Annotated in this window: 18 protein-coding genes and 1 tRNA gene; 10 read left to right on the top strand and 9 right to left on the bottom strand. The window is 34.9% G+C overall.

Annotated elements, in window-relative coordinates; genetic code table 11:
- Positions 1-464: 464 nt before the first annotated feature.
- From mnmG to acpS, 8 genes are all read left to right on the top strand, one after another.
- On the top strand, positions 465-2,345 hold the full coding sequence (gene mnmG / locus CGEO_RS02310) for a tRNA uridine-5-carboxymethylaminomethyl(34) synthesis enzyme MnmG (protein ID WP_075540422.1): 1,881 nt from the start codon (positions 465-467) through the stop codon (positions 2,343-2,345).
- Between the two features lie 214 nt (positions 2,346-2,559).
- The gene (gene petA, locus CGEO_RS02305; RefSeq protein ID WP_075494144.1) at positions 2,560-3,060 is read left to right on the top strand and encodes a ubiquinol-cytochrome c reductase iron-sulfur subunit; all 501 of its coding nucleotides are present in this window, start codon (positions 2,560-2,562) and stop codon (positions 3,058-3,060) included.
- Between the two features lie 10 nt (positions 3,061-3,070).
- Complete coding sequence (locus CGEO_RS02300; RefSeq protein WP_075494142.1) at positions 3,071-4,330, top strand: cytochrome b; 1,260 nt, start codon at positions 3,071-3,073, stop codon at positions 4,328-4,330.
- A 2-nt stretch (positions 4,331-4,332) separates the two neighbouring features.
- Positions 4,333-5,358, top strand: coding sequence for a c-type cytochrome (locus tag CGEO_RS02295; RefSeq protein ID WP_075494139.1), 1,026 nt, complete (start codon positions 4,333-4,335; stop codon positions 5,356-5,358).
- 55 nt (positions 5,359-5,413) lie between these two features.
- Positions 5,414-6,181 carry a CorA family divalent cation transporter gene (locus CGEO_RS02290; RefSeq protein WP_075531499.1) on the top strand — a complete coding sequence of 256 codons (768 nt, stop codon included), beginning with the start codon at positions 5,414-5,416 and terminating at the stop codon, positions 6,179-6,181.
- A 75-nt stretch (positions 6,182-6,256) separates the two neighbouring features.
- On the top strand, positions 6,257-7,063 hold the full coding sequence (locus tag CGEO_RS02285) for a sulfite exporter TauE/SafE family protein (RefSeq protein WP_172658061.1): 807 nt from the start codon (positions 6,257-6,259) through the stop codon (positions 7,061-7,063).
- 133 nt (positions 7,064-7,196) lie between these two features.
- Complete coding sequence (locus CGEO_RS02280; protein ID WP_075494135.1) at positions 7,197-7,793, top strand: MarC family protein; 597 nt, start codon at positions 7,197-7,199, stop codon at positions 7,791-7,793.
- A gap of 18 nt (positions 7,794-7,811) precedes the next feature.
- Entirely contained in the window at positions 7,812-8,156 is a 345-nt protein-coding gene (gene acpS / locus CGEO_RS02275; protein ID WP_075494133.1) for a holo-ACP synthase, read from the top strand.
- Here acpS and CGEO_RS02270 read toward each other — a convergent pair whose 3' ends face one another.
- From CGEO_RS02270 to CGEO_RS02240, 7 genes are all read right to left on the bottom strand, one after another.
- A complete protein-coding gene (locus CGEO_RS02270) occupies positions 8,157-8,369 on the bottom strand; it encodes a hypothetical protein (RefSeq protein ID WP_075494131.1) in 213 nt (70 codons plus the stop codon). It lies immediately after the preceding gene.
- A gap of 383 nt (positions 8,370-8,752) precedes the next feature.
- Entirely contained in the window at positions 8,753-9,679 is a 927-nt protein-coding gene (gene mmuM / locus CGEO_RS02265) for a homocysteine S-methyltransferase (RefSeq protein WP_075540421.1), read from the bottom strand.
- Positions 9,672-11,066 (bottom strand): amino acid permease, encoded by a 1,395-nt coding sequence (locus tag CGEO_RS02260; RefSeq protein ID WP_075540420.1) that lies wholly within the window; start codon positions 11,064-11,066, stop codon positions 9,672-9,674. Before CGEO_RS02260 ends, mmuM begins: the two co-directional genes overlap by 8 nt.
- Positions 11,067-12,206: 1,140 nt before the next feature.
- Entirely contained in the window at positions 12,207-13,760 is a 1,554-nt protein-coding gene (locus CGEO_RS02255) for a DEAD/DEAH box helicase (RefSeq protein WP_075540419.1), read from the bottom strand.
- Positions 13,761-14,032: 272 nt separating this feature from the next.
- Positions 14,033-14,107, bottom strand: a tRNA-Asn gene (locus CGEO_RS02250).
- A gap of 71 nt (positions 14,108-14,178) precedes the next feature.
- The gene (locus CGEO_RS02245; RefSeq protein WP_075494125.1) at positions 14,179-15,459 is read right to left on the bottom strand and encodes a dihydroorotase; all 1,281 of its coding nucleotides are present in this window, start codon (positions 15,457-15,459) and stop codon (positions 14,179-14,181) included.
- Positions 15,460-15,461: 2 nt separating this feature from the next.
- Positions 15,462-16,388: an aspartate carbamoyltransferase catalytic subunit gene (locus CGEO_RS02240; RefSeq protein WP_075540418.1), complete on the bottom strand. Its 927-nt coding sequence runs from the start codon at positions 16,386-16,388 to the stop codon at positions 15,462-15,464.
- A 99-nt stretch (positions 16,389-16,487) separates the two neighbouring features.
- On the opposite strand from CGEO_RS02240, the gene CGEO_RS02235 reads away from it, so the two are divergent.
- Both CGEO_RS02235 and CGEO_RS02230 read left to right on the top strand, forming a co-directional pair.
- Positions 16,488-16,973, top strand: a complete 486-nt coding sequence (locus tag CGEO_RS02235) for a CreA family protein (RefSeq protein ID WP_075531496.1) — start codon at positions 16,488-16,490, stop codon at positions 16,971-16,973.
- A gap of 1 nt (position 16,974) precedes the next feature.
- A complete protein-coding gene (locus tag CGEO_RS02230; protein WP_075494224.1) occupies positions 16,975-17,520 on the top strand; it encodes a gamma carbonic anhydrase family protein in 546 nt (181 codons plus the stop codon).
- A 797-nt stretch (positions 17,521-18,317) separates the two neighbouring features.
- Here the strand turns inward: CGEO_RS02230 and CGEO_RS02225 are convergent.
- Positions 18,318-18,959: an HAD family hydrolase gene (locus CGEO_RS02225; RefSeq protein WP_075540417.1), complete on the bottom strand. Its 642-nt coding sequence runs from the start codon at positions 18,957-18,959 to the stop codon at positions 18,318-18,320.
- Positions 18,956-19,711: a patatin-like phospholipase family protein gene (locus CGEO_RS02220; protein WP_075494117.1), complete on the bottom strand. Its 756-nt coding sequence runs from the start codon at positions 19,709-19,711 to the stop codon at positions 18,956-18,958. The genes CGEO_RS02225 and CGEO_RS02220 overlap by 4 nt, the downstream gene beginning before the upstream one ends.
- Between the last annotated feature and the right edge of the window lies 1 nt (position 19,712).

Below are 19,712 nucleotides of genomic sequence, written 5' to 3'. Positions count from 1 at the left end.
AGTTTTATAAAAATTTTTTGATGAGTTTGTTTAAAATAGCACAAAATATGGTTTTAGTTATCTTTTGTCCAGTATTTTACTAAACTTTTTGAAAAATTTAGCAATTTTTGCGTTATTTATCACGTGTTAAAGAGTGGATAAATTTACTTTTCCTGATACAAATCTTGTTTTTACTGCTAATTTAAAGGCAAAAAATTATTTTTATATAATAGTTATAATCGCATTGTTAGTGGTAGCATGCGTTTTATAGATATCGTTTTAGGGAAAGAAAATTTTAATAATTAAAAATTATAATATAGCTTAAATTTATACTTAAATTCTATTAAATTTAGATAATTTTTAGTAATTTAAGCTAAATTTCTTATTTTTATCAAGCAAAAAACAGAGATAAATTTCAAAATTTTATAATCTTCAAATCAAAATTTAGATAAAATATAGGTTTTCTAAATTAAGGATTAAATTTAATGAATTATGATGTAATCGTCGTTGGTGGCGGACACGCTGGCATTGAAGCGTGTTTAGCAGCTGCAAAAATGGGCGCTAAAACTTTACTTATAACAATTCTTGCTGAACAAATCGGAGCAACAAGCTGTAACCCAGCTATCGGTGGACTTGCAAAGGGACATCTTGTAAAAGAAATTGACGCACTTGGTGGCGCGATGGGAGAGACAACTGATAATTGCGGGATTCAGTTTCGTATACTAAATGAAAGCAAAGGTCCAGCAGTTAGAGGCTCAAGAGCGCAAATCGATATGGATAAATACAGAATTTATATGAGAAATTTGCTGTTAAATACTCCAAATTTAGATATCTCACAAGAGATTGCAACACAAATTTTAACTAAAAATAACCAGATAATAGGCGTAAAAACACACCTTGATAACACCTACAACACAAACCACCTTATCATCACAACTGGAACATTTCTAAACGGGATAATACACGTTGGATTTAACAAGCTTGAAGCTGGGCGAGTTGGCGAACTAAGCAGCAAAGAGCTTTCAATCTCGCTTAAATCTTTAGGTCTTGATATGGGGCGATTAAAGACTGGAACTTGCCCACGAATCGATGCTAAGAGTATTGATTTTAGCGTGTTAGAGCTTCAAGATGGGGATGAGAAACCACACCCTTTTAGCTTTAAAACTAAAAATTTTAACCCAACGCAACTTCCTTGTTATATCGCATATACGAATTTAAATACTCACGAGATAATCCGCTCGAATTTCGACCGCGCGCCACTTTTTACAGGACAAATCGAAGGCGTTGGACCAAGGTATTGCCCAAGTATTGAAGATAAAATTAACCGTTTTAGCGAACGAGAGCGCCACCATGTCTTCGTCGAACCACAAACAAAAGATGCAAGCGAATACTACGTAAACGGGCTTAGCACATCTTTGCCTTATGATGTACAAGTTGAGTTTATAAAAAGCATAAAAGGCTTTGAAAACGCTAGAATCGTTCGCCACGGATACGCTATAGAGTATGATTATGTAAATCCAACCGAGCTAAAACACTCACTTGAGACAAAAAAAGTCAAGGGGCTGTTTTTAGCTGGGCAAATCAACGGCACAACAGGATATGAAGAAGCAGGTGCGCAAGGGCTGATGGCAGGCATTAACGCGGTGCAAAGTTTAAGAGAAAAAGAGCCGCTTGTTTTTAGGCGTGATGAGGCATATATCGGCGTTTTAATCGATGATTTGGTAACAAAAGGGACAAAAGAGCCATATAGAATGTTTACAAGTAGAGCTGAGTTTAGGCTGCTTTTAAGAGAGGATAACGCGACTTTAAGACTAAGCAAATACGGGCGCGAAATCGGACTTTTGAGTCAAGAAGATTATGAAAAAGTTCTAAATTTCAAAAATGAAATTCAAAGAGGAATGGACTTTTTAACAAATACAGTCGTAACACCATCAAAGCCGACTTTGGAGCTTTTAGCAAGTCTGGATGAAGAGCCAATTAGCCAAAATGCGAGCTTACAAAAGATAGTTGGCAGGAAAAGCTTTACAGTTGAAAAGCTAAAAAAACTAAATGAGCTGTTTTTAAGCTTTAGCGAAGATGTGTTAGAGCAAATTTTAATCGAGTGCAAATATTTCTTTTATATCCAAATCCAAAAAAGCGAAGTTGAGAAGATGAAAGGCTTGATGAGCGTGAAAATTCCACCAAATTTAGACTTTTCTAAAATTTCTGGTATTAGCAAAGAGATAATCGAAAAATTAAATAAATTTAACCCACCAACTCTTTTTGCAGCAAGCGAGATAAGTGGTGTAACACCTGCTGCGATTGATATTTTGCATATCAATATCAAACATTTTAAAGAGCAAGTTGGAGAGAATTTAAAAGATTGATTTGGATTTATTACTTTAAAAAATAGTGATTAAATTATCTAAATTTAACCACTCTTATATAAAATATATATTTTAAAGCAAATGGTTTAGCAAATTTATAATGTAATTGCATTTTAATTTTGCTTAAATTTTTAAAAAAATATTTCTAAATCATAACTTTTTAATAAAAAATTAGGTAGAATGCAAATATTATTTTATTTTTAAGGAAGATACGATGTCTGTTGAAAAAAACGATCGACGAAATTTTATCGGTATGTCCTTTGGTGCGGTCGCAGCAGTGGGGGGAATTTTCTCTCTTGTTGCACTCAAGAAAACTTGGGATCCGCTTCCTAGCGTAAAGGCTGCCGGATTTACCACAGTAGATCTTAGTCCGATAAAAGATGGGGAGCTTTATCAAGTAGAGTGGAGAAAAAAACCGATCTTCATCCTCAAAAAAACCGCGGATATGAAAAATGACGCGAAACGCGATGTAGTGGTTGGCGGTGCAAGATATACAGTTTGTATAGGGCTTTGTACGCATCTTGGTTGTATCCCTAGCTACAAAGGCGGTCAATTTGTATGCGCCTGTCATGGAGGCATCTTTGATGTCAGCGGAAACAACATATTTGGCCCTCCTCCACGCCCTCTTGATATACCACCGTTTAAGATAGATGGCACAAAACTTGTACTTGGCGAAACTGGGCCTGAGTACGAAAAACTTGTTAGTCAAGCATAAGGAGAGGTAAATGGCACATATAAGAAAAGCTACTAGTCTTGGGGATTGGTTTGATCAAAGACTAGCTACAACTAAATTTTGGAAAGTTATGGTTAGCGAGTATTGGATACCAAAAAACATAAACTTTCTTTGGGCTATGGGCGTTATATTAATGACACTTTTTATTCTGCTTTTTGTAAGCGGACTTATGCTTATGATGTATTATAAGCCTGATGCAAACTTAGCTTTTGATAGTGTAAACTACACTATAATGCAAGAAGTCGAATACGGCTGGCTATGGCGACATATCCACGCGATTGCTGCTTCTGTAACATTTCTAATCATCTACATCCACACTTTCACAGCGATTTACTACCGCTCTTACAAACAAGGTCGTGAGATGATATGGGTGAGCGGAATTTTACTATTTTTAATCTTTTCTGCTGAAGCTTTTAGTGGATATATGCTTCCTTGGGGACAGATGAGCTACTGGGCAGCACAAGTTATAACTCAACTTTTTGGTGGAATTCCAGTCATAGGACCTGCTGTTGTTGAGTGGATAAGAGGAGATTATGCTGTTAGCGATCCAACTCTTACTAGATTTTTCATGCTTCATGTTTGTTTACTTCCTATAGTAATCATAGCTGTTATAGCATTTCACTTCTATGCTTTAAGATTTCCTCATGTTAACAACCTTGAGGGCGAAGAGATTGACTTTGACTTAGAAGCTGATAAATACCTTGAGGGAAAAACTGCTGAGTCAAAAGTTATACCTTTTTGGCCGGGATTTTTATCAAAAGATTTCTTTTATGTATCTATCTTTATGGTATTTTTCTTCTACCTTGTTGGCTTTAACTTTAACTTTGCAATGGATCCGATTAACTTTGATCCAGCAAATAGTCTAAAAACGCCACCGCATATATATCCTGAGTGGTATTTCTTGTGGGAATATGAAATTTTAAGAGGCTTTTTCTTTGATGTTGGTCCTATGAAAGCAGCAGACATTGGCTTAATCGCATTTGCGTTTGCTGGTGTGAGCTTGATATTTATCCCATGGTTTGATAGAAGCGATGTTGTCGCACCTGCGCATAAAAACAAAGCATTTTTTATCTGGTTTTGGGTTTTGATTATCGATCTTATACTTCTTAGCGTATTTGGTAAACTTCCTGCTGATGGCATAACCGGCGGTATAGATAATACATACATAGGCTTTGTGCTTTCTATTCTTTATATTATATTGCTTGTAGTATGCTTGCCACTTATTACTATAGCAGAGAGAAAAAGGGGTTAAATATGAAAGAGTTAAAAACACTAATAATAGTTTTAGTAGCCGTAGGCGCCCTTTATTGGGGTGTTGAGCCATACGCTCATACAAAGTTACATCCTCATGTTGCTCCTGCTAACTACGACTTTGCTGCCGAAGATTTAGCACTTGATAAAACTAATGTCACAAAAGCAGAAGCTGCGCTAAAAGTTGCCGAAGCTTCTAAAAATGACGATTTGATAAACAGCGCTAAAAAAACTTTAAACGATGCTAAAGCTACAAATGATAAATACACTATCTTTTGGAGCGAGATTAACAAAATCGATTTAAGCAAAGGAAATGCAACAACTGGCGCAGAGACATTTATGTCAGCTGGTTGTACGGCGTGTCATGGTTTAGAAGTTGCAAATATACCAGCTGCGATGGATTCAAAAACTTCAAGCGAAGCTTATGGTGTCAATCCGCCTGATTTAAGCACAGCTGGTGCTATTTATGATGGCAAATTCTTAGCTGCACTTATAAAAGATCCAGTTATGGCTATGAAAGTTTCTCATAAATTTAACGACGAGCATCCACACCCAATGCCTGGATTTTTCGGTCTTGGTGGGGATTTAAATCAAGAGATTGCAGATATCGTTGCATATCTTAAATCAATCGCGCCAAAAGAAGTTGATGGCAAACAAGTATTTAAAGATGCTTGCCAAAGATGTCATGACATGAAATACGACAAGGTATTTACAGATGGAAACAAACAAAGTGTTGCTCACTTTATGGGTTCAACTCCGCCTGATTTATCTATGTATATTAGATCAAGAAACGCAGACTATCTTCATAACTTTATAAATGATACTCAAAAAATGCTTCCTGGAACTGCTATGCCACGTGTTGGACTAAATCAAGCTTCAGAGGCTAAGATTATCGCATATATGGAAAAAGTAGGCGATAGCAAAAAATCTGAAAGAGAGAAAACATCTGTTTATATCATGATATACTTCGTGATACTAGCTGTTTTTGCAGGACTTTGGAAAAACAAAATTTGGTCTAGTCTACACTAGCAAAAAGACCTCCACTTGGGGGTCTTCTAATACAACTTTAAAAGCGTGGTTATGAATGGTTAAGTTAAATGAGTTTCACTTAGAAGATATAAAAAGCTCAAAACATAACTCCGCTTTTATACAAAACAGCAACTACAACATACTTATCTTGAAGCTTTTTACGCTAAAAGATAAAAAAATAGAGCCATTTAATCTAAATTTAATCATAGAAAATAACAAAATTTATCACTTTGATGGTGACAATTTCATCAAAATAGATGGATATGACGCATTGTTTGAGTTTTTAGATCCAAAGATAAATAAAATTTTAGAGATAGTAGCCATCTTATCTAATAAAATCGAGAAGCTAGAAAACCGCTTTTATGAAAATCAAGATTTGGATAATTTTAACAAAATTTGGTTTTTTAACAAAAGTAATCTCATAAAAATGTCAAGAGTTTTGTCCAAAGCAGATGAAGCTTTTAAAGAATTTCTTAAATTTTACCACTCTGAAAATCAAGATTTAAATATCAAATTTGATGATTTGTTAGAGCATATTCAGCGCTCAAACAAAAACACAGATTACGCCATAGAGAATTTAGACACCATTTATATGGTTCACTCAACATATAAAGATGAAAAAATTCAAAAATCTCTCTATGCGCTAACCATGCTTTCTGGTATATTTTTGCCACTAAATTTTATAGTTGGATTTTTTGGTATCAACACATCATCGCTTCCATTTTCAAGTGGAACTGGTGGGACATATTATGTTGTTTTAATCCTTATCATAAGCGCACTTATCTTTGCTTTTGTGCTTCACTATATCGATAGAAAAAGCTAAGTTTTATTACTTTTGTTGCGCTATTTTTAACTATTTTGGTAAAATACATCTTTAACTAAATTTATAAGGCATGGCATGTTAAATTATGAAACCATTATATCTTTGCTAGCTCTTGGTGCTTTTGTAGGAATCGTCGCCGGTATGTTTGGCATAGGTGGCGGTGGGGTTTTAGTTCCTATTTTAACATCGATATTTTTGTACAATGGCATTGCAAGCGATCAAGTCTTGCATCTTGCACTTGGCACAAGCATGTGCAGTATCATCATCACATCTTTTTCAAGTTTTAAAGCCCATAACAAAAAGTCATCAGTCCACTGGCAAGTTTTTAAGATGATAGCTCCTGGCGTTGTCATAGGAACGCTTGTTGGCGCATTTATCGCCTCTGTTATAAGCTCGTTTTATCTAGCTATTATATTTTCTATTTTTATGTTTTACTCATCTTTAAATATGTTCTTTTCATCAACTAAAACAGCCCAACAAGAGCGTTTGCTTCCAGCAAAATTTCAATTTGCCGCAGGTGGTGGCATAGGCATTATCTCATCTTTAGTTTCTATTGGTGGTGGAATTTTAACTGTGCCCTTTCTTACTTGGCAAGGCATTGATATCAAAAAAGCCATAGGAACATCTTCTGCTGTTGGCTTTCCGCTGGCTATTTCAGGGACTATCGGATATATCGTATATGGCTGGCAGGACTCATCGTTTGCTAATTTTACAGTTGGTTATGTAAATTTCATAGCCGTTTTCTTTGTAGCGACGGCAAGTTATTTTTTTGCGCCACTTGGAGTTAAGCTAATACATAAAATTCCATCTAAAAATGTCAAAAAAATCTTTGCGCTTATACCATTTGCACTAAGTATCAGAATGATTTTACAACTTATTTAAGAAATTTATAAATTTACAAAATAAATTTAATCTAATTTAATAAATTTGCCTTCTAGCCAGCCTGTTTTGATAAAAGCAAACCTTAAATAAGCTAAATTTGGTATAATTGTGCTTAAATTTCTTGGAGCTTGGGATGGATTTTTTTATCAGTAACACCGTGAAAATGTTTTTTATCATGACACCATTTTTTGTGCTTTCAGTTTTTATGAGCATGACAGAAGATGCTACGACAAAAGAGCGAAAGCTCCTTGCTATCAAGGTTGCATTTTCGATTATCGTTATTTGTCTTGTGATTTTATTTTTTGGAAAACACATTTTTAACGTGTTTGGCATCACGATTGATGCATTTAAAATAGGCGCTGGAGCGATACTTTTTCTAACTGCAGTTGAACTAGTCAAAGGTAGCAAAGATGATAGTAAGTCAAACACAAAATCCCTTAGCGAAATCGCAGTCGTCCCACTTGCTATACCCATAACCATAGGACCTGGCACAGTTGGTATGCTTTTGGTTTTTGGAATTTCGTATGAAAACAAGGAGCTTTTAGCAGTTAGCTTATCTTTGATTTGCGCTGTTGTGCTTATAGGGCTTATGCTTTACTCCACAAACTTTATACAAAAAATCATAGGCAAACAAGGACTTTTAATCATGTCAAAACTAACAGGGCTAATACTAGCAGGGCTTTCTGCTCAGACTATTTTTGATGGGATTAAAGGGTTTTTAAATTTATAGCTTTGATTAAGGAAAAAAATGCTTGGTATCGATATAGTTCAAATTTCTCGAATTTCAAACTTAAAAGAAAAATTTGGAGATAAATTTTTAACAAGGTTTTTATGCGAAAATGAGATAAAACTTGCCAAAACAGATGCTAGTTTAGCCGGTTTTTATGCAGCCAAAGAGGCTATTTCAAAAGCACTTGGAGTTGGCATTGGAGAGGAATTTTCTTTTTTAGATGTTGAAATTTACAAAGATATAAAAGGTGCACCAAAACTTAAATTTAAAGAAACTACACTAAGTAAATTTAACTTCACAAAATCAAGCCTAAGCATAAGTCACGATGGCGGTTTTGCCATCGCAGCCGTAACATTGGGGTGATTATCTAGGTAAATCTAGCGCTAAGATACGCTTTTTGTCAATCGGGTTAAACTGACTTATATATTCATATGCCTCTTCGTAGTCTTCATCCATAAAACTAGCAACTTTAACCATCAGTTCATATAACTCTTCATCATCCATATTATCAAAATCCTTATACTCTTCCAAAACTTCCAAAAGATAGGCTTCAAGCTCTAATTCATCGTATGTCATACACTGCTCCATAAAAAATTTTTGAACTATATCAAATTTATGCTTTTTTTTCAAGCATTTTAGCGGTTTTAGCGAAACTTATTTAAGATTTTTTAAAAAATTTGTTAATCTTTAAAAAAATCGATAAAAAGTTAATTCTAACTTAATAATCACTTTATTAAAATAGCCAAATTATATATAAATTTATACCGCTTTTACTATAAAATATCATAATTTAGCCAAAAGTTTTAACTAGTTCAAGTTTGCTTTATCAAATTTAAGTTAAAAACTAAATTTAAAACAAGCTGTTTTGATTTATCATAATATCTAAATTTATAGCTTATTTTATCGCCAAGCTAAAAAGTTAAAATACAAGCAAAAACTCTTGTAAATTTAGCCTTAACTTAAATTTGATTATTTTTCCTATCCATTACAACTTTTAACCTTGCGATATCTTCTGGGGTTGTGTTACAACACCCTCCCATAATCCGCACTCCAAGCTTAGCCCACGCTAAAAAACTCTCATCTAAATCGGTATGAGTTTTATCGCAAATCCAACTTTGAGTAGCCCCATCATAAGCGCCACCGCCATTTGGATAGGCTATCAAAGGCTTGTTACTAACAAAACTTATTGCCTTTAAAAGTGCGTTAAAAAACTTAGCTTTCGTGCAGTTTATCCCAAAAGCGACTATATTTTCTTGCTCGTTTAAAAAGCTAGCAACCTCACCAATCAAGCTTCCATCACAAATTTGTGACTCATTTTTAGCACTACAACTTATCCACGCTTCGCACCCATTAAATTCGCTCTTTAAAAGAGCGCAAAGCGCCCTTATTTCATCAAAATTTGGTATCGTTTCAAAGCACAGCACATCTGCTTTAGCTTCTAAAACAGCTTTAATCGTTGGTTTGTAAAACTCAAAATACTCATCTTGACTAAGATTGTAACTTCCGCTAAATTCAGATCCATCAGCCAAATACGCTCCATATGGTCCAAAACTAGCCGCAACTAGTGCGCTACTTTTAGCCTTTTTAACCTCATCTTTTGCTATAAAAACTGTCTTTTTTATCATATTTAAAGCCAAATTTGCACTCAAACCATACTCGCAAAGCGCTTTAAAAGAGGCTTGATAACCTGAAGTTGTAATGATATCGCACCCAGCTTTTAGATAGTCTGCGTGAATTTGACTCAAAGCTTGTGGATTTTCAAGGATAAATCTAGCGCTCCAAAGCTCACCACTTATATCAAACCCACTTCTTTCAAGCTGTGTTCCAAGCGCTCCATCAAGTAAAACAAAGCGCTTCTTTTCCAGCAAATCTCTAAATTTACCCACGTTTGCACCTTGATTTTAAGTAGTGATACAAGTAACAAAATCCAACAAAAGGCAACCCAAAAATCAACCCAGCCCTTTGATCACTATCCCACGCAACCGAAACAAGCGAAAGCAAAAGTATAATTATAACGATATATGGAATGTATGGGAAAAATGGGGTTTTAAACTTAAGTTCATCTAAACTTTTACCATCTTTTATCCACTGTTTTCTAAAACCAAGAAGCGAAATCGGTATCGAAAGCCACACTCCAACAACCGCAAATCCAGCAATCGAAACAAGAGCTATAAAAATCGTATCTGGAGCAAATTTGCTAGCAACTAACGCCAAAACAGCGCCAACCATCGATAAAACAAGCGCTCTCATCGGAACGCCCCTGTTATCAATCTTAACAACCCAACTACTTATCATGCCCTCATTAGAAAGCGACCAAAGCATACGAGAGCAAGCATAAAGCCCAGAGTTTCCAGCTGAAAGTATCGCAGTCAAGACTACGAAATTCATAATATCAGCAGCATATGGTATATCCATCTTATCAAAGACCACAACAAACGGCGCCTGCGTTACTCCAGCCTCATTTATTGATAAAAGCGAGGCTAATACTATCATCGTAAGCACGAAAAATATCACAAGGCGAAAAACAGTTGTTTTAATCGCATGTGGGATTGTCGTGTCTGGATCTTTAGTCTCGCCCGCTGCTATGCCGATTAGCTCTGTGCCAGAAAATGCGTAATTAACCGCAAGCATAACCGTTAAAACCGCAAAAGCTCCATTTGGAAAAGCTCCATTTTGAGTTAAATTTGAAAATAAAACAGCTTCGTTGCTTCCATCAAAACTCACAAAACCAAAAATCGCGCCAAATCCAAGCACGATAAATACAACAATAGCGATAACTTTTATGCTTGAAAAGAAAAACTCCGCTTCTGCAAAAGCGCGAACACTTAAAGCATTTATAGCAAAAATCAGCCCAGCAAAAAAAGTGGCAAAAACCCAAATTTCAATATCGGGAAACCATCTTTGCATCAAAATCGCAGCTCCTATAAACTCCGTGCCAAGTGCCACAGCCCAACAAATCCAATAAAGCCACGTTACGCTAAATCCAGCCGCCGGTGAGATAAATTTGCTTGCATACACGCCAAAAGAGCCGCTAACTGGCATTTGTACCGCCATTTCGCCAAGACAAAGCATGACAAGATATACTACCAGCGCTCCGACTAAATACGCAACTATCGCGCCAAACGGTCCAGCTTGTGAGATAGTATATCCAGAGCTTAAAAACAGTCCAGTTCCGATAACTCCGCCCAAAGAGAGCATAAAAAGGTGGCGCGATGACATCTTTCGTTTGAGTTCGCCTTGGTTTGTGAAGTTGTGATTTTCTAACTCTTGCATATTTATCCTTAAATTTATAAAAGCGTAATAATCGCATAATTTTCTTTTATAAGCTCTTAAAATTTATCACTTTATAGAAAATTAAATACAAGTTATGAATTTTACTTTTGGATAACTTATACATTTTATATACTTTAAGTATTCTATAAGAAAAGTAGTGTTAAATTTAGGTTGAGTTTATTTCTGAATTTAAGTTAATTAAATGTGGGTTTTATCCTGTTTTTTGGCTAAAATTTTATTTTTATTTATAAATTTTCTTACACAAATTTACATGATGTATGAACTAAATTTATAATCCAAAATTATTTAAATTCCTATATATCACAAATACTTTGATAAAAAACACTTATATTTGTAAAATAAATAATGCAAAAATTTAAAACAAAATTGCAAAAAATGCAAATCTAATTTAAAATCATTTAGCTAAAAAACCGTATCGCACAACAAAAGCATTAAAACAAGATAGCAAAAATGCTTCAAATTTAATCTTTTTATATAATTTCAGACTACAACCACAACGCGAATAAATGCAAATTTATCTGCTTTTACCATTTTAAATTTAAAAATTTTATAAGATTAGCATTCAAATTAGACAATTTTAAAAAGATTTTAGTATTACAACCCTAAACTATGACCAAATCCTAAAAAGCAATAGCTCAACTAACAATGATAAATTCTTTTATATTGAAAAATTTAAACGTGGTATTAAATTTACGTTTTTATGTTTTGAAAGTAAATAATGTGAGCTAAATTTACCGGCTAATTTTATAGCCTAAAGATACTTGAAGTCTTACTAACACTATAAATTTTTGCTGTAGTTAAATCCTATTTTTATGCTTATTTCCTTGCATTCTAAACAAAATAAACAATAAATCGCGAAGTATTTTAGCCGTATTTAAAAATAAATTTTAGCTAAATTTTTATATATTTTTAAATTTGTATAATTTAGTGAAAATCAAAAAAGCCTTTTAAAACCAAAGCAAACGCGGTTTCATAAACCAAATTTATCAACGGTTTTAAAAGAAATTTTAGCTTTAAAGCTAAAATCTATGCTTCAAGCTTGATTAAAATTTGCTTGAACGTGGCTTTTTGTCTTTAAATTTAGCAGATTTATCATCACTTCTTCTGCTATCACTTCTTTTAGAGTCGCCTTTTTTTAGCATCGCTTTGTTTAAAACTACTTTCGCTTTTTCTTCTATCGTCTTTTTTAAACTCGCTTCTGCCTTCGCTTCTACTATCTCTAGCGCCATCTTTTTTATAACCAGAGCGTTTACTATCTCTGCTTCCTCTACTATCGCGACCATCTCTTGAACCTCGTCTTTGGCGAGAATTTCTTGATTTGTCGTTAGCGCCTTTTTTATACTTTTCTAAAATTCTCTCGATATTTTGCGCATCAAGTCCTATGCTTTGAGGACCAGATAGTTGGTTTGCATCAAGCAAAATCGAAATCATCTTATAAGCAATCTGCGATGGAGTTAGCACCTCTTCAAGCGCGGTTAGGATTTTTGGTGCGTTTTCATCAACTTCATAGTTAAAAATTTGCTCAACTAATTTGTTGTTTAAATCCTCGCTCATAGCATCCAAAGATGGGATAAATTTATGCGAAATCGTTCCGCCAACACTTTGTTTTATACGTTGCAAATCACGAAATTCTTGTGGGCTAACAAGAGTTATAGCAAGTCCTTTATGCCCTGCTCTACCGGTTCTTCCGATTCTGTGAACATAGCTTTGTGGATTAAACGGGATGTGATAGTTAAAAACATGACTAACACCGTCAATATCAAGCCCACGAGCAGCGACATCAGTAGCTACAAGTATCTCAACATCGCCTTTTTTAAATGCTCTAATTGTCGCTTCTCTATCTTTTTGATCCATATCGCCATGCAAAGCTTTTGATGGATGACCTTTTGCTAAAAGCGTATGAGCAAGTGCGTCGGCTTCTTTTTTCATACGACAAAAAATAATGGCTTTTTGTGGCTCATAAAAGTCGATTAATCTTATAGTGGCGTCCGTTCTCTCGCTCTCTTCTACGACATAATACTCTTGCTCGATATCTACATTTGTAGAGGTATCAGAGACGATTTTTACATATTTTGCGTCGTGTAGAAATTCTTTTGCGATTTTTTTAATCGGCTCTGGCATAGTCGCAGAAAACAGCAGCTTTTGCGCGCTTGGCGGAGTAAATTTTAAAATTTCTTTAATATCATCTAAAAAGCCCATATCAAGCATTTCATCAGCTTCATCTAAGATGATAAATTTAGGATTTATTTCAATTTTGCCTGATTTTAAAAGATCAAGTAGCCTTCCTGGAGTCGCTACGATGATAGAAGCTTCACCATTTACTTGTGAAATTTGTCTTGAATAACTTTGTCCGCCATAAATGCTAGCTGTTTTTACGCCTTTGTATTTGCCAAGTCTGTAAAGCTCATCGCTAACTTGTATACAAAGTTCCCTTGTTGGGGTAACCACAAGCGTTTCAATACTGCCATCGCATACCATTTTGCTCATTATAGGAAGTCCAAATGCTGCTGTTTTTCCTGTGCCAGTGTGGGCTTGAACCACCATATCAAAGCCCTCAAGTGCGAGCGGAATCGCCTCTTTTTGCACTGGACTTGGAGTTTTAAATCCTGCTTCAAGCAGGGCCTGTTCGATGTTTTGGTCTAAACCAAAAATGCTAAATTCGTTTATTTGCATATCTCTCTTTTTTTGTGTATTTGTTGATGTAAGTTTAAGAGTGTAAGTCTGTATCTAAATCAATCTGATATTATACCTTAAATTTATGTTTTTGCGGCAGGGTTTTGTAAATTTGTTTTTTAGATGTTAGTTTTGTTGTTAAAATATAATATTTTATAATCATTTCAGATATTTTTTTATGTAAAAATTGATTTTAAATTTAGAATAAACATTTTGATAAAATTTTTAAGCTATTTTATAATCTTATATTTTGATAAATAATTTAAATGAAGTGGCTCCGGATGCTGGATTCGAACCAGCGACCAATCGGTTAACAGCCGACTACTCTACCGCTGAGCTAATCCGGAATGCCTGAAAAAAGAAATGTAATTATATAAAAATTATTTCTTTTTGTCAAGACTTTTTTAAATTTTTTTACTCAAATTAACAAATTTGGAAAATTCCAAACTATCTTGCCACTTTTTATAGTCATAACCGCCGCGCCTTTAAGTTTTTTACCAAAAAGAGGCGAATTTATAGACTTAGATTTGTTAAGTTTGGCATCGTAAATATATTCTAAATTGGGATCAATAATAGCAATATCGGCTAAGTATCCCTCTTTAATCCTACCTTTGTTGTTTAGTTTTAAAATCCGCGCTGGGTTTGTTGAAGTTAATTCAACCATTCGCTCAAGGCTTATAACGCCCTCTTCAACAAGCTTTAAACTAAGCGGAACTAAAGTCTGAAGTCCGATGATACCAAATGGCGCTTTGTCAAACTCAACAAATTTTTCATCATCAAGATGAGGAGCATGATCTGTGGCTATAACATCTACTAAACCGCTTTTTAGCGCATTTCTAACCGCCTCTTTATCGCTTACTTCGCGAAGTGGTGGAGACATTTTAAAGTTTGTATCATAACTCATCAAATTTTCATCCGTAAAAGTAAAATGGTGCGGAGTTGCTTCACAAGTTACATTTATGCCCTCTTTTTTAGCCATTTCTATCATCTTTAAAGACCACGCTGAGCTAACGTGCGCGATATGGATATGCCCACCAGTAAGCTTAGCTAAGAGCATATCTCTACTTACCATTATCTCTTCTTTTTCTCTTGGCATGCCCTTTAGTCCAAGTATGGCTGAGACTTTTCCCTCGTGCATAACGCCAGTTCTACACATCGAGCAGTCCTCACAGTGGCTTATGACAAATGAGCCAAAGTGGTTTGAGTATTCAAGCGCAGCCCTCATAACATCGCTTGAACTAACCGGCAACCCATCATCAGAAAACGCCACCGCTCCAGCTTGCGTCATATCGCCCATCTCTGTTATTCCCTCACCGCCTAGCTTTTTAGTTATCGCGCCGATTGGCAAAAGGTCAATCAGCCCTCTAGCTTTGGCTTTTGCTATCATATCTCTTGTGATAACAGCATTATCATTTACTGGGTTTGTGTTTGCCATAGGAAGTGCAGTTGTTACGCCACCAGCGACTGCTGCTTCGCTTCCAGAGTTAATGTCATCTTTATACTCATATCCAGGATCGCGGAAATGAACGTGCATGTCGATTAGCCCTGGCACTACAAATTTACCAGTTGCGTCTATAACTTCATCGGCTTCTAGGATTTCATCTGTGATTTTGGCGATATTTTCGCCATCTATTAATATATTTGATTGTATGGTTTTGTCGCTATTTACGATAGTTGCGTTTTTGATAAAAATTTTCATTTTTAGCCTCGATTTTTATTTAATATATCTAAAACTGCCATTCTAACGGCAACTCCATTTTCAACTTGATTTAGCACAAAAGAGTGCTCTCCATCAGCCACATCTGAATTTATCTCAACTCCCCTATTTATAGGACCTGGATGAAAGATTAGCGGATTAGGGTTTGCTAGTTTTACACGGTTTTTGTTAAGTCCAAAAAATTTGCTATATTCTCTTCCTGATGGAAACGCAACCGCACCACCTTGACGTTCTAGCTGAATTCTAAGCATCATGATAACATCAACGCCATCAAGCGCTTCTTCCATAGTTTTTGCCACTTCGCACTCAAATACTTCTACTCTGTGAGGCATCATCATCGGAGGCGCGAAAAGGCGAACATTTATACCTAGCTTATGCATCGCCCATATGTTACTTCGTGCGACTCTGCTGTGCTCGATATCGCCTATAATCGCGACATTTAGCCCTTCAAATTTACCTTTGTTTTCACGTATAGTAAAAAGATCTAGCAAAGCTTGAGTTGGATGTTCGTTTAGCCCATCTCCTCCATTTACAATACTTGCGTCTGTATTTTTAGCTATAAATTCAGCGCTTCCCGAACACTCATGTCGCACGACAAAAATGTCTGTTTTCATAGCTTCCATATTTCTAATAGTATCAATTAGCGTTTCGCCCTTTTTAGTGCTACTTTGGGCGGCTGAGAAGTTTATAGCATCCGCTCCGAGGCGTTTTGCTGCAGTTTCAAACGAGATTCTAGTTCTCGTTGAGTTTTCAAAAAAAGCATTGATAACAGTTTTGCCACGCAAGTTATCTGACTTTTTAATGCTTTGATTGTTTAAATTTTTGAATTCTTTCGCACTATCCAGAAAAAACAGAATTTCATCCCTACTAAGCTCTCTTGTGCCTAGCAAATCTTTGTGTTTATATGACATTTTACGCTCCATTTTCTGGAAATTAATTGTATCTAAATTTTGCTTAATCAACTTAAAAATTTACTTTAAATAGATAAAATTTTTTTAAAAGGATGTAACATGAAAAAAATTATGATTTTAACTTGTTTTGCTGTTTTGTTATCAGCAAACGAACACAACTTCATCGGCTCAGTATCGACTGCGTGGAAGCTGCTTGGCAAAAACGATCGCATTGAAGTTATTTCAGTAAAAGATCCAAAAGTTGATGGCGTAACCTGTTATGTATCTTATGCTAAAAAAGGTGGTACAAGCGAACTGGTGGGGCTTGAAGAAGATACAAGCGACGCTTCTGTTTCTTGCGTGCAAACAGATTCTAAAATCGTTGTATTTGGCGATGTGAAAAAAGAGGAAGATATATTTAAAAAACGAAGCTCTATCCTTTTTAAAAAGACTCACGTTGTTAGAATGTTTGATGAAAAAGCCCAAACTTTTATTTACTTAGTCTACTCCGATAAACTAGTCGATGGCTCGCCAAACAACTCAGTTTCGGCAGTTCCGTGCAAACAAGCAGTTGGAAATGTGTGCGAGTTTAAAGATGAAAAATAAAATGATTAAATTTAAAAACATATCGCCAAATGTTGCAAAAAGCGCATTTATAGCAGATGGAGCGAAAGTTATCGGCGATGTTAGTATTGGAGAAGATAGTAGCGTGTGGTTTAACTGCGTTTTAAGAGGCGATGTTAATTACATAAAAATCGGCAAAAGAACCAACGTGCAAGATCTAACAACTATCCATGTTTGGCATGCTAGTTATAGCGAAGATGGTGAGCTTTTAGACGCTGGATATCCAACTATCATCGGCGATGATGTGACTATCGGGCATAACTGTGTGATTCATGCTTGCAAGATTGATGATAGATGTTTAGTAGGCATGAATGCAGTCGTGATGGATGGTGCTAAAATCGGGTGCGAGAGTATAGTTGGTGCAGGAAGCGTCATAACTAAAGGCAAGGTTTTTCCACCTCGCTCTTTGATTTTAGGAAGTCCAGCAAAACTCGTTAGGCAACTAAACGATGAAGAGGCAAAAAGCCTTTTAGAATCGGCTCAAAACTATGTTAAATTTAAAGATGAGTTTTTAAAAAATTGCGAATAAAGGTTGCTAAGTCAAGCCAAAACTGAAGATAAATTTAGCTAAAATCGAGTGGCTAAGTAAATTTAGTGCCTAAATTTGGTTTGTAAATTTAACTTTAGTTTCAAAGAAAAATTTGGCTAAATTTTTATAAAATCAGTCTATAAATTTAGTATAACTGAAAAGAATTTATCCAAATTAGCGCGTTTGGATAAATTTAAAACTAAGTAGAAATTTTCTATCTGGCTTTAGCTTTTACTTTATGATTAAACTCGCCTTTTTCTATAAAAAATTTTAAATTTAATCTTGCTAAATTTACGCTAAAAACGTGATAAATTCGCGTTTAAAAAACCATCAGCTTGTTATAAAACTATCCAAATAAAGCTTGTTTAATCAAAATTAATCCAGAAATATTTTAAAAACACAAAATGCTCATTTTAATAAATTTATACCAGTAACATTTTTTACTTAATTAAATTCAAACTTTACTACATACCGATACTCCAGCAAACTCAAGTAAAATGTTAAATTTACACTTACGCGAAGTATCGTTAAACCAAACAAGCTTTATATGCTAATTTTACATAGTTTGTTTAGGCTTGTAAATTTAGTTAAGTACGCTCTAAATTTCACTTTATTAAGGCATTTTTGCGATATATTTAAAGAGTAAATTTAGAGCTAATTTAAATATTTTGATTTATTTTATTGCAGAAATTTTAAAAATTTATTTAGCCTGTAAATTTATAAAATTTCGCACAAAAACACTAAATTTAGCTTTAAAATCAAACATGCAAAACCTCTATAAATCAAGCAAAATTTGGCTAAATTCTTGGCTCTAAAATGCTCCAACCTCGCTCTTTTGCGATTTGTCGTAGTTTTGGATCTGGATTTACACAGTATGTTTCATCGGCAAACTCACACATCGCAAGATCGTTTATAGAGTCTGTGTAAAAGATGATTTTATCTGGCTTTAAGCTTTTATCCATAAGCCAAATTTTAAGCGCTTCAACCTTGCCCTCTTGAAAGCTTAAAGGCTTGTGATACTCGCCTATATAGTAGTTATCTCGCACTTTTAACCTAACTCCGATACACTCATCAACCTTAAGTAAATTTGCGATTGGTTTTACGACGTATTCTGGCGTGGCTGAGATGATAAGCTTGTGGTCTGCGTTTTTTATCCATTTTTTGGCATCATCGTGGATTATATGTGAGATTTTGTTGGCTAAAAATTTTGGCATTAAAGCTGAAATTTCATCTAAATTTAGCCTACTTAGCGACTGGACTGAAAATTTTATATACTCATCCATATTTAGCTTTCCTAAGTCGTAAAGCTCTATCATTTCGTTATTTTTAGCTATAAAATCCTCGCTTAAAATCCCCTCTTCTAAAAGATACTCATGCCACAAATCATAACTGTCTTTTAAAATCAAAGTCTTATCTAAGTCAAACACACTTAGAGTCATACTCGCTCCTTAATTTTCTTTATAATTTCCTTATTTACGCTATTATAGCCTAATTCAAACATCTCATCAAAATTTTTAAAACTAAATAGACTAAAGTTAGCCAAATTTGGGTTGCTAATATAGACATCGCAGCTGTTTTGTTGTCTTTTTATAGATGAAGACATCATCAAAGAAAGCGCCCTTGTAGTGTAGCTAATCGAACTTTTTGGACTAAATTTTGACGTTGGGTGCAAATCAACTCCGACTATTTTAAGCTTATGTTTTTTAAGTGGAGCAAGTGGCATATTATCCATAAATCCCCCGTCAGCTAAAAGATAGTTTTCATATCTTATAGGTTCAAAAATCGGCACCAACGCGCAGCTTCCAAGAACTATTTTAAGCGTATCTCCGCTACTAAAATACTCCATTTTGCCACTATATAAATCAACGCAACCAACATAGGTTTTAACTAGCAAATTTTCTAGCCTATCAACTTGCAAAAGCTCTTTTATCGCGTTGGCGTTTTTATCGATTTTAACGAGGCTTTTGTATGGTAAATTTATCTTAAAAACCTTTTTAAATTCTTTTGTTTTTACTACTTTTAAAATCTCTTTTGCTCCCATACCAGCGGCATAACAAACGCCAATCATCGAGCCTATACTACTACCTGAAATCGCGCCAACTTCTATACCAACCTCATCAAATTTAGCCAAAACTCCAAGATGAAACACTCCTCTAGCCGCTCCACCACTTAAAGATAAAGCTATTTGCATT

The organism is Campylobacter geochelonis (assembly GCF_013201685.1).
GTDB classification, from domain to species: domain Bacteria; phylum Campylobacterota; class Campylobacteria; order Campylobacterales; family Campylobacteraceae; genus Campylobacter_B; species Campylobacter_B geochelonis.
This window is presented reverse-complemented; position numbering and strand designations above follow the sequence as displayed.

Excerpts from the sequence above, each read along its gene's own strand:
- CGEO_RS02270 (WP_075494131.1), bottom strand. The coding sequence starts at position 8,369 with ATGACATACGATGAATTAGAGCTTGAAGCCTATCTTTTGGAAGTTTTG.
- mnmG (WP_075540422.1), top strand. The coding sequence starts at position 465 with ATGAATTATGATGTAATCGTCGTTGGTGGCGGACACGCTGGCATTGAA.
- CGEO_RS02255 (WP_075540419.1), bottom strand. The coding sequence starts at position 13,760 with ATGCAAATAAACGAATTTAGCATTTTTGGTTTAGACCAAAACATCGAA.
- CGEO_RS02300 (WP_075494142.1), top strand. The coding sequence starts at position 3,071 with ATGGCACATATAAGAAAAGCTACTAGTCTTGGGGATTGGTTTGATCAA.
- CGEO_RS02295 (WP_075494139.1), top strand. The coding sequence starts at position 4,333 with ATGAAAGAGTTAAAAACACTAATAATAGTTTTAGTAGCCGTAGGCGCC.
- CGEO_RS02260 (WP_075540420.1), bottom strand. The coding sequence starts at position 11,066 with ATGCAAGAGTTAGAAAATCACAACTTCACAAACCAAGGCGAACTCAAA.
- CGEO_RS02240 (WP_075540418.1), bottom strand. The coding sequence starts at position 16,388 with ATGTCATATAAACACAAAGATTTGCTAGGCACAAGAGAGCTTAGTAGG.
- CGEO_RS02280 (WP_075494135.1), top strand. The coding sequence starts at position 7,197 with ATGGATTTTTTTATCAGTAACACCGTGAAAATGTTTTTTATCATGACA.
- acpS (WP_075494133.1), top strand. The coding sequence starts at position 7,812 with ATGCTTGGTATCGATATAGTTCAAATTTCTCGAATTTCAAACTTAAAA.
- CGEO_RS02285 (WP_172658061.1), top strand. The coding sequence starts at position 6,257 with ATGTTAAATTATGAAACCATTATATCTTTGCTAGCTCTTGGTGCTTTT.
- CGEO_RS02230 (WP_075494224.1), top strand. The coding sequence starts at position 16,975 with ATGATTAAATTTAAAAACATATCGCCAAATGTTGCAAAAAGCGCATTT.
- CGEO_RS02290 (WP_075531499.1), top strand. The coding sequence starts at position 5,414 with ATGGTTAAGTTAAATGAGTTTCACTTAGAAGATATAAAAAGCTCAAAA.
- petA (WP_075494144.1), top strand. The coding sequence starts at position 2,560 with ATGTCTGTTGAAAAAAACGATCGACGAAATTTTATCGGTATGTCCTTT.
- CGEO_RS02245 (WP_075494125.1), bottom strand. The coding sequence starts at position 15,459 with ATGAAAATTTTTATCAAAAACGCAACTATCGTAAATAGCGACAAAACC.
- CGEO_RS02225 (WP_075540417.1), bottom strand. The coding sequence starts at position 18,959 with ATGACTCTAAGTGTGTTTGACTTAGATAAGACTTTGATTTTAAAAGAC.
- CGEO_RS02235 (WP_075531496.1), top strand. The coding sequence starts at position 16,488 with ATGAAAAAAATTATGATTTTAACTTGTTTTGCTGTTTTGTTATCAGCA.
- CGEO_RS02220 (WP_075494117.1), bottom strand. The coding sequence starts at position 19,711 with ATGCAAATAGCTTTATCTTTAAGTGGTGGAGCGGCTAGAGGAGTGTTT.